The following is a 13,202-nucleotide window of genomic DNA, read 5'->3' as shown; positions in this document are numbered from 1 at the left end:
CCTGATGGATCGCATTCGCAGGCAATCCCGCTCCTGCAAGATCGGCGCGGTACCTGTACGAGCGGGCGTGCCTGCGAAGGCGCCAGATCAGACCCTATGAGTGATCAGTTTCACTCCCCCCGATTTTTCTTCACGATGCCATCGGCAATGCCTGTCGGCACCTCGGCATACTTGGTGAACTCCATGGAGAAGCTCGCCCGCCCCTGGGTCATCGAGCGCATCGAGGTGGCATAGCCGAACATCTCGCCCAGCGGCACCTCGGCACGAATCACTTTGCCTGCCGGGGTCTCGTCGCCATCCTGGATCATCCCGCGGCGCCGGCTCAGGTCGCCGAGGATATCGCCCTGGTATTCCTCGGGCGTCACCACCTCCACTTTCATCACCGGCTCCAGCAACACCGCGCCGCCTTTCTGCGACAGCTGCTTGGTGGCCATGGATGCGGCAATCTTGTAGGCCATTTCGTTGGAGTCGACGTCGTGGTACGAACCGTCGTACACCGCTGCCTTCAGGCCGATCAACGGGTAGCCTGCGAGCACGCCGTTCTTCATCTGCTCCTCGATACCTTTCTGTATCGCGGGAATGTACTCGCGCGGGATCACGCCGCCGACCACTTCGTTGGCGAACTCCAGGCCTTCCTTGCCCTCTTCGCCAGGCGCGAAGCGAATCCAGCAGTGGCCATATTGGCCGCGCCCGCCGGACTGGCGCACAAAGCGCCCTTCGATCTCGCAGGTGTTGCGGATCTTCTCGCGGTAAGCCACCTGCGGCTTGCCGATATTGGCCTCGACGTTGAACTCGCGGCGCATGCGGTCGACGATGATGTCCAGGTGCAGCTCGCCCATGCCGGAGATGATGGTCTGGCCGGTCTCTTCGTCGGTGCGCACGCGGAACGATGGGTCTTCCTGGGCCAGCTTGCCCAGGGCGACGCCCATCTTTTCCTGGTCGCCCTTGGTCTTGGGCTCTACCGCCACGGAGATGACCGGGTCGGGAAAGTCCATGCGTTCGAGGATGATCGGCTTGTCGATGTCGCATAGGGTGTCGCCGGTGGTGACATCCTTCATGCCGATCAGCGCGGCGATGTCGCCGGCGCACACATCCTTGATCTCGGCGCGCTGGTTGGCGTGCATCTGCACCATGCGGCCGATGCGCTCCTTCTTGCCCTTGACCGAGTTGAGCACCGCGTTGCCCGAGCTGAGCACGCCGGAGTACACGCGGGCAAAGGTGAGGGTGCCGACAAAGGGGTCGGTGGCGATCTTGAAGGCCAGGGCCGAGAACGGCTCGAAGTCGTCGGCATGGCGCTCGAGGTGTTTTTCCTCGTCGTCCGGGTCGGTGCCTTTGATCGGTGGGATCTCGCTGGGGGCCGGCAGGTAGTCGATGACTGCATCGAGCATCAGCGGCACGCCCTTGTTCTTGAACGAGGAGCCGAGGATGGTAGGGACGATTTCGTTGGCGATGGTGCGCTGGCGCAAGGCGGCCTTGATCTCCTCGACGCTCAGTTCTTCACCTTCGAGAAACTTCTCGGTCAGTTGGTCATTGGCCTCGGCTGCGGCCTCGATCATGTGCGCGCGCCACTCGTCGGCCAAGGCCTGGAGCTCGGCAGGAATGTCCTCCTCGCGGTAGCTGGTGCCCTGGTCGGCGTCGTTCCAATAAATGGCCTTCATCTTCACCAGGTCGATCTGGCCGATGAAGTTTTCCTCGCTGCCGATGGCCAGCTGGATCGGCACCGGGTGGTGGCCCAGGCGCTGGTCGATCTGCTTGACCACGCGCAGGAAGTCGGCGCCCTGGCGGTCCATCTTGTTGATATAGGCCAGGCGTGGCACGTGGTACTTGTTGGCCTGGCGCCATACCGTCTCGGACTGCGGCTCGACCCCGTCGGCGCCGCTGAACACTACCACCGCGCCATCGAGCACACGCAGCGAGCGCTCCACCTCGATGGTGAAGTCAACGTGGCCGGGAGTGTCGATGATGTTGAAGCGGTACTTGTCGGCGAACTGCTTGGTCGAGCCTTGCCAGAAGGCCGTGGTCGCCGCCGAGGTGATGGTGATGCCGCGCTCCTGCTCCTGGGCCATCCAGTCCATGGTCGCGGCGCCGTCGTGCACCTCGCCCATTTTGTGGTTGACCCCGGTGTAGAACAGGATACGTTCGGTGGTGGTGGTCTTGCCGGCATCCACATGGGCGACGATGCCTATGTTGCGGTACAGCTCGATGGGGGTTGTGCGGGCCATGGCGGGATCACCTGCGGGGTGAGGGTTCTCCCAAGGTAGCAGACCGGGAGAATCCTGCCGCACCGCCTAGCCGTCAGTCGGCCTGGGCCTGCAGGTGCCAGCTGCCGTCCACTTCGCGGGCCAGGCCGCTGGCCGGCAGCAGCGCAAGGAGGCGTGTGTGCAGGGCGCTGTCGGTAAAGGTCTTGACGGTCGCCAGGTCCAGTTCGCCCACTGGCCGCAGTTCGCCCTTGGTGTACGACAGCCAGGCTTTCTTCAGCGCTTGCAGCACGTCGCTGCCTGCGGTGCTGGCGAAGCGCCGGTGCAATTGGCGGCCTTCCAGCTCGAAGGTGTGGCGGTGGCTGTACCCGCTCTCGTCGCCGCCGAGCTCCAGGCAGCGGTGGCAGCGGCAGGGGCCGTCGCCGAAGGCGTTGCGCAGGTAGGCGTTGAAGTCCACGACGGGCTTGAGGGCCAGGCGTTTGTCGACCTCGAACAGGTCGGCGATCAGGGGTTGTTCGGCGCTCACTCGGTGTCCTCGTGTGGTGTGGCGTGCATCGGTGGGCACCCTAACAGATCGAGGCGGGGGAGGCCATTTGCATCCGCCTGTGCGGTCAGGCCGCTAGAGACAACCGGGAACGCCTGCCGTACCCTATGCGCCCCAGCAAACCCACCGAGGCCACCCGCTTGAGCAAATACCCCTACATCGCCACCGTCACCATCAGTGCCGAAGACCGCGGAGGCGACGCCGAGGCGGCCGAGAACCCCGGTATGCGCGTTGGCCTGGAGGCGGTGACCGAGACCCTGAAGAAGGTGCATTTCGTCGGTACGCTCGCGGCGCCGGATAAAAACGCCACGCACATCTGCGTGACCCTTGAGAACGGCCTGACCTACTACGGCCCGATCGTCAATGGCCACGCCGAACTGGAAGGCGGCTGGATCGCCTTCGAGTCCGATATGCTCACCCCGCAAGAGCTCGGCCTCTAGCGCTTGCGCCTTGCGGGTAATGGCCAGTTCGCGCGTATGGCTCTAAAGTGGTGCTTCCCATTTCCCAGCAAGGGTTGACCATGACGGACCTCAGCGCTTTCCCCATCACCCGCAAATGGCCGGCGCAGCACCCGGAGCGTTTGCAGCTCTATTCGCTGGCCACCCCCAACGGCGTCAAGGTGTCGATCATGCTCGAAGAGATCGGCCTGCCGTACGAGGTGCACAAGGTCGACTTCGCCAGCGACGACCAGCTGACCCCTGAGTTCATCTCCCTGAGTGCCAACAACAAGATCCCCGCGATACTCGACCCCGACGGCCCGGGCGGACAACCTCTGCCGTTGTTCGAGTCCGGGGCGATCCTGCAATACCTGGCGGAGAAGACCGGTCAGTTGCTCAGCCTCGACCCGGCCACCCGTTACCAGACCCTGCAATGGCTGATGTTCCAGATGGGCGGCATCGGGCCGATGTTCGGCCAGGTCGGGTTCTTCCATTTCTTCGCCGGCAAGGACATTGAGGACAAGCGTCCACGCGACCGCTACGTCAACGAGTCGAAACGTTTGTTGGGCGTGCTGGACCGGCATCTGGAAGGCCGCGACTGGGTGGCGGGCGACTATAGCATCGCCGACATCGCCATCTTCCCCTGGGTGCGTAACCTGGTGGATCGCTACGATGCGCGCGACCTGGTGGGCTACGACGACTTCAAGCAGGTGCAGCGCGTGCTGGCGACCTTCCTCGAGCGCCCGGCGGTGCAGCGCGGGCTGAAGGTTCCTGGCTGAATTGCAACGCAGCTGCACGGCATGAACCTGGTACCGGCGCCCGACACGCAGCGCACCTTCGCCCGCGACCTCACGCGGCGCGCAATGCTGCCTTACTACCGTGAATTCGACCTGCTGTGGATCGAGGAGGCCTTTGACCAAGCCTGGGGTTGGCGTGAGCAGTGGCTGGTCGAGGAGGGCGGTGAGGTGGTGGGTTTCTGCAGCCTCAGCCAGGACCGCCAGGCCCTGTTCATTCGCGAGTTGCACCTGCTGCCTGAACATCGCGGGCGGGGTATCGGCAGCCAGGTATTGCAACTTCTGGCCGAGTGGGCGGGGCAGCGACGCCTGCCCTTGCTGCGTCTGATGGTGTTCAGGAGCAACCCTGCGCGACGTCTATACGAGCGCTGTGGCTTCGTCGAGATGGGGATGGATGAGTGCTTCGTGCGTATGCAGCGTGCGATCGATGGTGGGAGGTAAACGAGGGTTGTAAAGACATGAGTGGACAAGGATGGCTTGCGCATATTGGATCCAATGTGCATAGTGCAAAGCGCTGCGCTTGCTATTCATAGGGGGCGGGATGCACCCGATCATGTCTTTACAGAGGAAGGGAATCGTATGAACGAATTCGGTCCGCGCCTGAAGCAAGAGCGCGAACGCCTGGGCCTGACCCAGCGGGCGTTCGGCGACATTGGCGGGGTTGAGCCCAATGCCCAGGGCAAGTACGAAAGCGGTGAGCGCACGCCACGTCTCGACTACCTGGCGGCCCTGGCAGCCAGGGGCGTGGATGCGCTGTACGTGGTCAGCGGGGGGCGCACGCCAGCACCCAATGATAGCCTCAGCGCCGAGGAGAGCCGGTTGCTCGGCGTGCTCCGCCAGTTGTCGGCGGCGGACCATGCTGCCGTCTGGCACCTGCTCAACCGGCTCGCCGCGGCGGCGGATACACGGGCATCTTCCAAGCGCTCATGGGTGGGGCGCCAGGCGTATCTCAATGACGCTTTACGCTAGGTCCGCAATGAAAAATTTTGTTAAGGTGGCCGGATCCAATCGCCCCATGACGAGGTGTCTGCTTGATTAGGGTCCTAGTGGTCGATGATCACGATCTGGTGCGTACCGGCATCACGCGAATGCTGGCCGATATCGACGGCCTGCAGGTGGTCGGTGAGGCGGATTCGGGCGAGTCCGCACTCAAGCTGGCCCGTGAGCTCAAGCCGGATGTCGTGCTGATGGACGTGAAGATGCCAGGGATCGGCGGGCTCGAGGCTACCCGCAAGCTGCTGCGCAGCCACCCGGATATAAAAGTGGTGGCGGTTACCGTATGCGAGGAAGACCCGTTCCCCACGCGCCTGCTGCAAGCCGGTGCCGCTGGCTACCTGACCAAGGGCGCCGGGCTTGACGAGATGGTCCAGGCCATTCGCCTGGCCTTTGCCGGCCAACGCTACATCAGTCCGCAAATTGCCCAGCAGCTGGCGCTCAAGCCGTTCCAGCCGCAAGGCTCGCCATTCGATGCGTTGTCGGAGCGGGAAATCCAGATTGCCCTGATGATCGTCGGCTGCCAGAAAGTGCAGATCATCTCCGACAAGTTGTGTCTGTCCCCCAAGACCGTCAATACTTACCGTTATCGGATTTTCGAAAAACTCTCGGTCACCAGCGACGTCGAACTGACGCTGCTGGCCGTCCGCCACGGTATGGTCGACGCCAGTCTCTAAATGTCCCAACTCTTTGATGCCAGCGCGTTCCTGGCGACCTGCAGCGGTCGCCCGGGCGTCTACCGAATGTTCGACGCCGAGTCCCGGCTGCTTTACGTGGGCAAGGCGAAGAACCTCAAGAAGCGCCTGGCCAGCTATTTTCGCAAGGCTGGCCTGGCGCCCAAGACCGCCGCGTTGGTGGCGCGTATCGCCCAGGTCGAGACCACCATCACCTCCAATGAAACCGAGGCGCTGCTGCTGGAGCAGACGCTGATCAAGGAGTGGCGGCCGCCCTACAACATCCTGTTGCGCGACGATAAGTCCTATCCCTACGTGTTCCTGTCTGACGGCGAGTTCCCACGCCTGGGAATCCATCGTGGGGCCAAGAAGGCCAAGGGCCGCTACTTCGGCCCATACCCCAGTGCCGGTGCCATTCGCGAAAGTCTGAGCATGCTGCAAAAGGCTTTCTCGGTTCGCCAGTGCGAAGACAGCTACTACGCCAACCGCACACGCCCTTGCCTGCAATACCAGATCAAACGTTGCAAGGGCCCTTGCGTGGGCCTGGTGCCTGCCGAGGAATATGCCGAGGACGTACGTCACTCGGTGATGTTCCTCGAGGGCCGCTCCCAGCAACTGGGCAACGAGCTCAACGCCGAGATGGAAGCGGCCGCCATGGCCCTGAACTTCGAGAGGGCTGCCGAGTTGCGCGACCAGGTCGCCTTGCTGCGCCGGGTCCAGGACCAGCAGTACATGGAAGGCGGCTCTGGCGACGTCGACGTGGTGGCCGCCTTCGTCAACCCGGGCGGCGCCTGCGTGCACCTGATCAGCGTGCGCGGTGGGCGTGTGCTGGGCAGCAAGAATTTCTTTCCCCAGGTGGGGATCGAGGAAGAGGTGGCCGAAGTAATGGCCGCATTTCTTTCCCAGTACTACCTGGGCAATGCCGAGCGCGAGCTGCCGGGCGAGTTGATCGTCAACGTGGTGCACGAGGACTTCGAGGCCATCGTCGAGGCCGTGCAGAGCCTGCGCGGTCGTGAGCTGGCCATCAGCCACCGGGTGCGTGGCACCCGTGCGCGCTGGCAGCAACTGGCGGTGACCAACGCCGAGCAGGCCCTCAACGCGCGCTTGGCCAACCGCCAGCACATGGCAGCGCGCTTCGAGGCACTGGCCCAGGTGCTTGGCCTCGATGAGGTGCCGCAACGCCTGGAGTGCTACGACATCAGTCACTCCAGTGGCGAGGCCACCGTGGCCAGTTGCGTGGTGTTCGGCCCTGAAGGCCCGCTCAAGTCCGACTACCGGCGCTTCAACATCGAAGGCGTGACTGCCGGCGACGACTATGCCGCCATGCACCAGGCCCTGATGCGTCGTTATGGGCGTATCAAGGATGGCGAGGGCAAGCTGCCCGACGTGCTGCTGGTGGACGGCGGCAAGGGCCAGCTGAACATGGCGCGCGACGTGATGCAGGCGCTTGGCCTCACTGACCTGACCCTGCTGGGCGTGGCCAAGGGTGTGACCCGCAAGGCCGGTTTCGAAACCCTGTACCTCAACGATGTGGCTCACGAATTCACGCTCAAGGGTGACTCCCCGGCGCTGCACCTGATCCAGCAGATCCGCGACGAGGCCCACCGTTTTGCCATCACCGGCCACCGTGCGCGTCGCGGCAAGGCACGGCGAACGTCGAGCCTGGAGGATGTCGCCGGGGTCGGTCCGAAGCGGCGTCGAGACCTGCTGAAACATTTCGGCGGCTTGCAGGAGCTCAACCGCGCCAGCATCGACGAGATCGCCAAGGCACCGGGGATCAGTAAAAAGCTTGCCGAGTCGATTTATGCCAGCCTGCATAGCGAGTAGAATGCCGGGTTCAACTTGCAGCCAGTCGTACCGATGAATATTCCAAACCTGCTCACCGTTCTACGCGTCCTGCTCATTCCGATCTTCATCCTGCTGTTCTACATGCCATACCCCTGGAGCTACATGGCAGCCAGCAGTGTGTTCGCCATCGCTGCCGCGACCGACTGGCTCGACGGCTACCTGGCGCGTCGGTTGCAGCAGAGCACCCCGTTCGGCGCCTTCCTCGACCCGGTGGCGGACAAGCTGATGGTGGCTGTCGCCCTGGTGTTGCTGGTGCAGGTGCATGCCAACTTCTGGCTGACCTTGCCGGCGGCGGTCATCATTGGTCGCGAGATCGTGGTCTCGGCCCTGCGCGAATGGATGGCAGAGCTGGGGGCGAGGGCGCACGTGGCGGTGTCGAACCTGGGCAAGTGGAAGACCGCCGCACAGATGCTGGCGCTGGTGATCCTGCTGGCCAACCCACCGGTGTTGACCTTCTGGGTGGTGGCTGGCTATGGGCTGTTGCTGGTGGCAGCGGGCCTGACCCTTGTGTCGATGGTGCACTACCTGCTGGCTGCCTGGCCGCACCTGCGCGAAGGCTCTGAGCAGAAGTAAAAGTTTTTTTGAATCAAAGGGTTGACGTTCCTTCGCAAGTCGATAGAATAGCAACCCATCACGACGCGGGAATAGCTCAGTTGGTAGAGCACGACCTTGCCAAGGTCGGGGTCGCGAGTTCGAGTCTCGTTTCCCGCTCCAAATATCGATCCAAAGGCTTCCATGAAGCTTTGGGATCAACGAAAAAGGGCCCTCAGTAGAGGGCCCTTTTTCGTTTCCAGCGTTCAAGCGCGCCAGTCATTGATCGAGGCCATTGTCAGTAGCCTCGACCGATGGCGTGGGTCCTAATGCTTGGCCACTGTCGCTCCATGCTCCTCGGCGATCGCCTGGCGAACGGCGCCGATTTCCTTGGCCGAAACCTGCGGCGCCTTGTTGCCCCAGCTGTTGCGAATGAACGACACCAGCTGCGCGGCTTCCTGGTCATCCAGACGCCAGCCGAAACCCGGCATTACCAGGTCAGAAGGTGCCTGGTGGGTCGAGGGCAAGCGGCTGCCGTTGAGAATCAACCGAATCATCGAGCTTGGGTCTTCGGCAAGCACCGAGGGGTTGTTCGCCAGGCGCGGGAACACCTCCTTGTAGCCCTGGCCGTCTGTGCGGTGGCAGGCCGCGCAATTGTCGACGTAGAGCTCGGCGCCGCGGCTTGGCGACTCGCCGGCCCACAATGCCTTGGCCGTGGTGTCGCTGGCTGCGAATGCAACCTTGCTCGAACCCGATACGGCAGGCAGCGACTTCAGGTACTGGGCGATCGCCTTGAGGTCCGGGTCGGTGAGGTGCTGGCCGCTGTGCTGGATCACATCGTTCATCGCTCCGATCGAGGAGAAGTGTGCGTTACGGCCATTGCGCAGGGTTTGCACGATGTCATCCACGCTCCAATCGCCTATACCGTCGGGCGAGTGCCCGCGCAGGCTGATCGCGACCCAGCCATCGATCACCTGGCCACCGGCCAGGTAGCTTTCGTCCCGTTCATCCAGCGACTTCTCTTGCAGCGTAACCGCCCGAGGGGTGTGGCAGCTGCCGCAATGGCCCAGCCCCTGGACCAGGTAGGCGCCTCGGGCGATCTGGGCGTTCTCGTACTTCAGCGGCCCGCTGGGTGTTTGCGCCTCGACCGCCGGCGCGAACGCGGTACGCCAGATGCCCAGCGGCCAGCGCATCGACAGAGGCCAGGGAATCTCGCTTTCCCGGTTGGCCTGCTCGACTGGTTTCACTCCATGCATGAAGTAGGCATACAGCGCCTTGAGGTCTTCGTCGGTGACCCGAGCGTACGAGGGGTAGGGCATCGCCGGGTACAGCGTGTAGCCATCCTTGGCGATGCCGTGGCGTACGGCCTTGTCGAAGTCTTCGAGGCTGTAGTGGCCGATGCCGGTCTTAGGGTCGGGGGTGATGTTGGTGGCGAAAATGGTGCCGACCGGCGTTGCCATCGGCAGCCCGCCCGCGTAGGGCTTGCCGCCTTTGGCCGTGTGGCAGGCGACGCAGTCGCCTGCGCGGGACAGGTATTCGCCTTGTTTGATCAGCTCGGGCGACTTGTAGTCGTCGGCCCACAAGGGGCCCGCCACGAAAAGGACCGCCGTTGCCAGTGCAGTTCGAATGCTCATCAACGCGGCGCTCCTCACGCTTGCACCAGTGGGCCGGGGGCCTTGAGGTACTTTTCACGAATGGCCTTGGCTGACCAGTACGCCAACGCACCCACCATGCCGGTCGGGTTGTAGCCGTTGTTCTGCGGGAAGGCGCAGGCGCCCATGACGAACACGTTGGACACGTCCCAGGACTGCAGGTAGCGGTTCACCGCGCTGGTCTTGGGGTTTTCGCCCATGATCGCGCCGCCGCAGGTGTGAGTGCTCTGGTAGCGGGTGGTGTTGTAGTGTTCACCGGCCTTTTTCGCATCGGCGGATATCGCCAGCGGGTTCAAGCTGCGTGCCATTTCCTGGAGCTTGCCGACCATGTACTGGTTGGCCTTGATCTCGTTGGCCTTCCAGTCGAAGGTCATGCGCAGCATGGGGCGGCCGTAGGCGTCCTTGTAGGTCGGGTCGAGATCCAGGTAGCAGTCCTGGTAGGCCATGTTGGCGCCTTGGACTTCCCAGTAGAACTGGTGGCGGAAATGGTCTTGCGCGGCTTTCTTCCAGGCGCTGCCCCATTTCGGCGTCCCTGGTGGCAGGCTGATGCCGCGCACTGGCCCACCGCCGGGCTGGCGCGCCCAGAGCACGCTGCCGCCCAGGTAGCCGAGCTTGGCGTTGTCGATCTGGTTGCCGTTGAAGTCATCGATGACTTGGCCGGCGCCGCCGATACCGATGAATGGGTTGCCCTGTACGCGCTTGTCGAAGAACAGCGTCATGCGGGTCAGATTCTGATAGGTGTAGTTCTTGCCGACCACGCCTTCGCCGGTGTGTGGGTCGTAAGGCTTGCCGATGCCGGAGAGCAGCATCAGGTGCACGTTCAGGTAGGAGAATGCGGCGAGGATCACCAGGTCGGCGGGTTGGGTCTGTTCATGGCCCGAGGCATCCAGGTAGGTCACCCCGGTGGCCTTTTTCCGGTCGCTGTCCAGGTTCACTTGCAGCACCTGGGAGTTGGGCCGCAATTCGAAATTCGCACGCTGACGCAGCACCGGCAGGATGCAGGCGTTGGGGCTGGCCTTGGAGTAGTTCAGGCAGCCGTAGTCGCTACAGAACCCACAGTAGTTGCACGGGCCAAGTTGGCAGCCATAGGGGTTCTTGTAGGGGCCTGAGGCGTTCGAGGCCGGAATCGGATAAGGGTGGTAGCCGAATTCGTTGGCGGCCTTGGCGAACATCTTGCCGCCCAGGTAGTCCGGGTTCGCGGCCAGGGGGAAATGTCGACTGCGCGAGCCTTCGAAGGGGTTTCCCCCGGCCACGGCAACGCCGTTGACGATGCCGGCCTGCCCGGCGGTGCCGCACACGTGTTCGAAGTGGTCGAAGTGCGGTTCCAGCTCGGCATAGGTGACCGGGAAGTCCTGGATGGTCATTTCCTTGGGGATGAACGACTTGCCGTAGCGGGCTTCGTAGTTCGAGCGCAGGTTGAAGTCTTCGGGCAGTGCGCGGAAGTGGCAGCCCGACCAGTGCGTACCCGCACCGCCCACGCCATCGCCGGGCTTGAACGAGCCCATCTGCCGGTAGGGGACGGCGCGCTGCGAGAGGTCGTGGCGAATCGTCAGGGTTTCCTTGCTCAGGCTTTGCAGGTACTTGCGGTGCACCGAGCCTGCGAGCTCGTCATTGACCTTGGGGTATACGAAATCCGGGTAGGTGTCGCGGTCTGCGCCGCGCTCCAGGGCCACTACCTTCAGGCCCGCATCGGTCAGTTCCTTGGCCAGGATGGCGCCGGTCCAGCCCATGCCCACGATCACCGCATCGACTTTTTCTTGGGTTGCCATGCTTAACCTCGACGACCAGACATGCTTACAGGCGGCAGCGGATAGGGCTTGGAGGTTTGCTCCACCCAGTCCATGAAGTCGGCGCGAACGCCGGGGTAGCCCACCAGTTTCCAGCCGGCCATGTCCTTGTTGCCGCCGTACTGAGGGTCGGAGAAGAAGCCGTACAAGGTTTCGTTGAGCAGGTGGCTGAAGAACACCTTTCCGGGTACGCCTTCGGTCTTGATTTCACCGGCTTCGAGTTGCTTGAGCGTTGTGTCCTGCTGGGCGTTGGAAAGCTCGCTGAAGCGCTTGCCGGAGAAGGTCTTTCTGCTCCAGGCATCCAGCCCGGCCATGCCGACCCGCAGGATGTCGCGCGGTGCCAGCCTGCCCTGGTAGCCGAACTCCGGGCCTGCTTCGTAGTACGGGCCCTGGAGGAACCAGATATCACCCGCGGCGTAGCTGCTCTGCATGTGTCGGTCGATGAATTCGGGAACACCCGCCTCGATGGCTCCGGCACCCAGTTCGTCCCTGGGAATCAACCGGGCGCAGGCCGCATTGATGATGGCCCATTCGATTTCGTTGAAGAACACGGGCAAGTAGGGCGTGGTCGGTGCACGGTCGCGTGGTTCACGCACAGGTTCGCTGGGGGCGGCATCGACAAGCCCAGGCATCTGGGTGGCGACTACGGTGAGGGGGATCAGGGTGAGGGTTTTCTTGAAAAACGATCGCCGCGATTCGTAGGTTTTTTCTTGTTCTTCTGGGTCCATGGTGTGACCTCTCAGGCTGGGTCGGAGGGGGTTGTGAGACAGTCGCAATGCGATGCCTTTGGTATTCTGCATTCAAAATATAAAATGCGTCTACCGGCAACGGCATAAAATCGCGTAGATAGTGGCGTGCAGGGGTGCAGACCGATCGGGTTTGATCGGTCTGAATTCAGATTTAAGGGTTTAAGGGTAGAGCGGAAGGAGAGAGGTATCAGCGCGGGGCGGGGTGACGGTCAAGCGTGTTCGATACCACCGGCGTCGAGAATGTGGCGGCGCAGGATATTGCGCAACTGGTCCGCATCGCGCTTCTCCAAGGCCTCGATCATGTCTTCATGGTCGTGGATGGCGCGCTCCCACTTCACCTCGGTGCGGTTGGAGAGATAGCGAATGGATTGGATACGCCGGTTGAGGGTCAGGTAGGTCTTGCGCAGGGTTTCGTTGCGTGCGGCCTGGCTGATCGCATCGTGGATGGCGGCGTTCTTCTGGAAGTACAGCGACAGGTCATTGTTTTCTTTCGCCTGCAGCATCTGGTAGTGCAGGGACTTGATATTGATCACCTCGGCATCGGTGATACGCTCGCAGGCCAATTGGCCGTTGAACGCCTCGATGCCGCTCATGAGCTCGAAGGTTTCGCGGATCTCGACATCGCTCATTTGCGCAACTCGCGCACCGCGGTTGGGGCGAAGTTCGATCAGGCCTTCCACGGCCAGCACTTTCAGTGCCTCGCGCAGGGGGGTTCTGGAAATGCCGAGCACTTCGCAGAGTTCACGTTCGTTGATCTTGATGCCCGGTTTCAACGTGCCTTCGATGATGAAACGACGCAAATGATCGAGCACGGTGTCATGCAGTTGCAGCCGCTCGATTTTCGCCAGTTCGCTGGTTGTTGAAGCACCAGGAGACATATCTTACCTCTGCCGGGATTGTTCGCTTGAGCCCACGCTGCCGGTTGTCTGGCAGTCGGGGCGCAATCTTAGCAGGAGTCGGTTGGTGCGACTTGGGTTTGTATTTTGCGTTGTCCG

The 13,202-nt window shown here is 62.6% G+C and carries 13 protein-coding genes and 1 tRNA gene; 8 read left to right on the top strand and 6 right to left on the bottom strand.

The genetic code is table 11. The features are described 5' to 3' along the window. Window positions 1–110: 110 nt before the first annotated feature. Window positions 111–2,222, bottom strand: coding sequence for an elongation factor G (gene fusA, locus RAC97_RS21530; RefSeq protein WP_375101729.1), 2,112 nt, complete (start codon window positions 2,220–2,222; stop codon window positions 111–113). A 73-nt stretch (window positions 2,223–2,295) separates the two neighbouring features. After that, window positions 2,296–2,724: a hypothetical protein gene (locus RAC97_RS21525; protein ID WP_375101728.1), complete on the bottom strand. Its 429-nt coding sequence runs from the start codon at window positions 2,722–2,724 to the stop codon at window positions 2,296–2,298. 125 nt (window positions 2,725–2,849) lie between these two features. Between RAC97_RS21525 and RAC97_RS21520 the strand changes: the two genes are divergently transcribed. The 8 genes from RAC97_RS21520 (at window position 2,850) to RAC97_RS21485 (ending at window position 8,202) form a co-directional block, all read left to right on the top strand. After that, complete coding sequence (locus RAC97_RS21520; protein ID WP_375101727.1) at window positions 2,850–3,182, top strand: hypothetical protein; 333 nt, start codon at window positions 2,850–2,852, stop codon at window positions 3,180–3,182. A gap of 80 nt (window positions 3,183–3,262) precedes the next feature. Beyond that, complete coding sequence (locus RAC97_RS21515; RefSeq protein WP_375101726.1) at window positions 3,263–3,958, top strand: glutathione S-transferase N-terminal domain-containing protein; 696 nt, start codon at window positions 3,263–3,265, stop codon at window positions 3,956–3,958. A 21-nt stretch (window positions 3,959–3,979) separates the two neighbouring features. Further along, entirely contained in the window at window positions 3,980–4,414 is a 435-nt protein-coding gene (locus RAC97_RS21510) for a GNAT family N-acetyltransferase (RefSeq protein WP_375101725.1), read from the top strand. 138 nt (window positions 4,415–4,552) lie between these two features. After that, window positions 4,553–4,942: a helix-turn-helix domain-containing protein gene (locus RAC97_RS21505; protein ID WP_375101724.1), complete on the top strand. Its 390-nt coding sequence runs from the start codon at window positions 4,553–4,555 to the stop codon at window positions 4,940–4,942. Window positions 4,943–5,004: 62 nt separating this feature from the next. Beyond that, complete coding sequence (gene uvrY / locus RAC97_RS21500; protein ID WP_138221546.1) at window positions 5,005–5,643, top strand: UvrY/SirA/GacA family response regulator transcription factor; 639 nt, start codon at window positions 5,005–5,007, stop codon at window positions 5,641–5,643. Further along, window positions 5,644–7,467 carry an excinuclease ABC subunit UvrC gene (uvrC, locus tag RAC97_RS21495; protein WP_375101723.1) on the top strand — a complete coding sequence of 608 codons (1,824 nt, stop codon included), beginning with the start codon at window positions 5,644–5,646 and terminating at the stop codon, window positions 7,465–7,467. A gap of 33 nt (window positions 7,468–7,500) precedes the next feature. Next, on the top strand, window positions 7,501–8,061 hold the full coding sequence (gene pgsA / locus RAC97_RS21490; RefSeq protein WP_375101722.1) for a CDP-diacylglycerol--glycerol-3-phosphate 3-phosphatidyltransferase: 561 nt from the start codon (window positions 7,501–7,503) through the stop codon (window positions 8,059–8,061). A gap of 65 nt (window positions 8,062–8,126) precedes the next feature. After that, window positions 8,127–8,202, top strand: a tRNA-Gly gene (locus tag RAC97_RS21485). Between the two features lie 143 nt (window positions 8,203–8,345). Here RAC97_RS21485 and RAC97_RS21480 read toward each other — a convergent pair. From RAC97_RS21480 to RAC97_RS21465, 4 genes are all read right to left on the bottom strand, one after another. Next, a complete protein-coding gene (locus RAC97_RS21480; RefSeq protein WP_375101721.1) occupies window positions 8,346–9,653 on the bottom strand; it encodes a c-type cytochrome in 1,308 nt (435 codons plus the stop codon). Window positions 9,654–9,667: 14 nt separating this feature from the next. After that, the gene (locus RAC97_RS21475) at window positions 9,668–11,440 is read right to left on the bottom strand and encodes a GMC family oxidoreductase (RefSeq protein WP_375101720.1); all 1,773 of its coding nucleotides are present in this window, start codon (window positions 11,438–11,440) and stop codon (window positions 9,668–9,670) included. A 2-nt stretch (window positions 11,441–11,442) separates the two neighbouring features. Continuing rightward, window positions 11,443–12,186, bottom strand: coding sequence for a gluconate 2-dehydrogenase subunit 3 family protein (locus RAC97_RS21470; RefSeq protein WP_375101719.1), 744 nt, complete (start codon window positions 12,184–12,186; stop codon window positions 11,443–11,445). A 230-nt stretch (window positions 12,187–12,416) separates the two neighbouring features. Next, window positions 12,417–13,085, bottom strand: coding sequence for a GntR family transcriptional regulator (locus RAC97_RS21465; protein ID WP_375101718.1), 669 nt, complete (start codon window positions 13,083–13,085; stop codon window positions 12,417–12,419). Window positions 13,086–13,202: the final 117 nt, after the last annotated feature.

It is taken from the genome of Pseudomonas sp. LS_2, from assembly GCF_042709235.1.
GTDB lineage: Bacteria > Pseudomonadota > Gammaproteobacteria > Pseudomonadales > Pseudomonadaceae > Aquipseudomonas.
The sequence above is the reverse complement of the archived record's forward strand: the minus strand, read 5'-3'. Positions and strand labels throughout refer to the sequence as shown.

Coding starts and splice junctions, on each gene's coding strand:
- fusA (WP_375101729.1), bottom strand. CDS start 2,222: ATGGCCCGCACAACCCCCATCGAGCTGTACCGCAACATAGGCATCGTC.
- RAC97_RS21520 (WP_375101727.1), top strand. CDS start 2,850: ATGCGCCCCAGCAAACCCACCGAGGCCACCCGCTTGAGCAAATACCCC.
- RAC97_RS21515 (WP_375101726.1), top strand. CDS start 3,263: ATGACGGACCTCAGCGCTTTCCCCATCACCCGCAAATGGCCGGCGCAG.
- RAC97_RS21510 (WP_375101725.1), top strand. CDS start 3,980: ATGAACCTGGTACCGGCGCCCGACACGCAGCGCACCTTCGCCCGCGAC.
- RAC97_RS21505 (WP_375101724.1), top strand. CDS start 4,553: ATGAACGAATTCGGTCCGCGCCTGAAGCAAGAGCGCGAACGCCTGGGC.
- uvrC (WP_375101723.1), top strand. CDS start 5,644: ATGTCCCAACTCTTTGATGCCAGCGCGTTCCTGGCGACCTGCAGCGGT.
- pgsA (WP_375101722.1), top strand. CDS start 7,501: ATGAATATTCCAAACCTGCTCACCGTTCTACGCGTCCTGCTCATTCCG.
- RAC97_RS21480 (WP_375101721.1), bottom strand. CDS start 9,653: ATGAGCATTCGAACTGCACTGGCAACGGCGGTCCTTTTCGTGGCGGGC.
- RAC97_RS21475 (WP_375101720.1), bottom strand. CDS start 11,440: ATGGCAACCCAAGAAAAAGTCGATGCGGTGATCGTGGGCATGGGCTGG.
- RAC97_RS21470 (WP_375101719.1), bottom strand. CDS start 12,186: ATGGACCCAGAAGAACAAGAAAAAACCTACGAATCGCGGCGATCGTTT.
- RAC97_RS21465 (WP_375101718.1), bottom strand. CDS start 13,085: ATGTCTCCTGGTGCTTCAACAACCAGCGAACTGGCGAAAATCGAGCGG.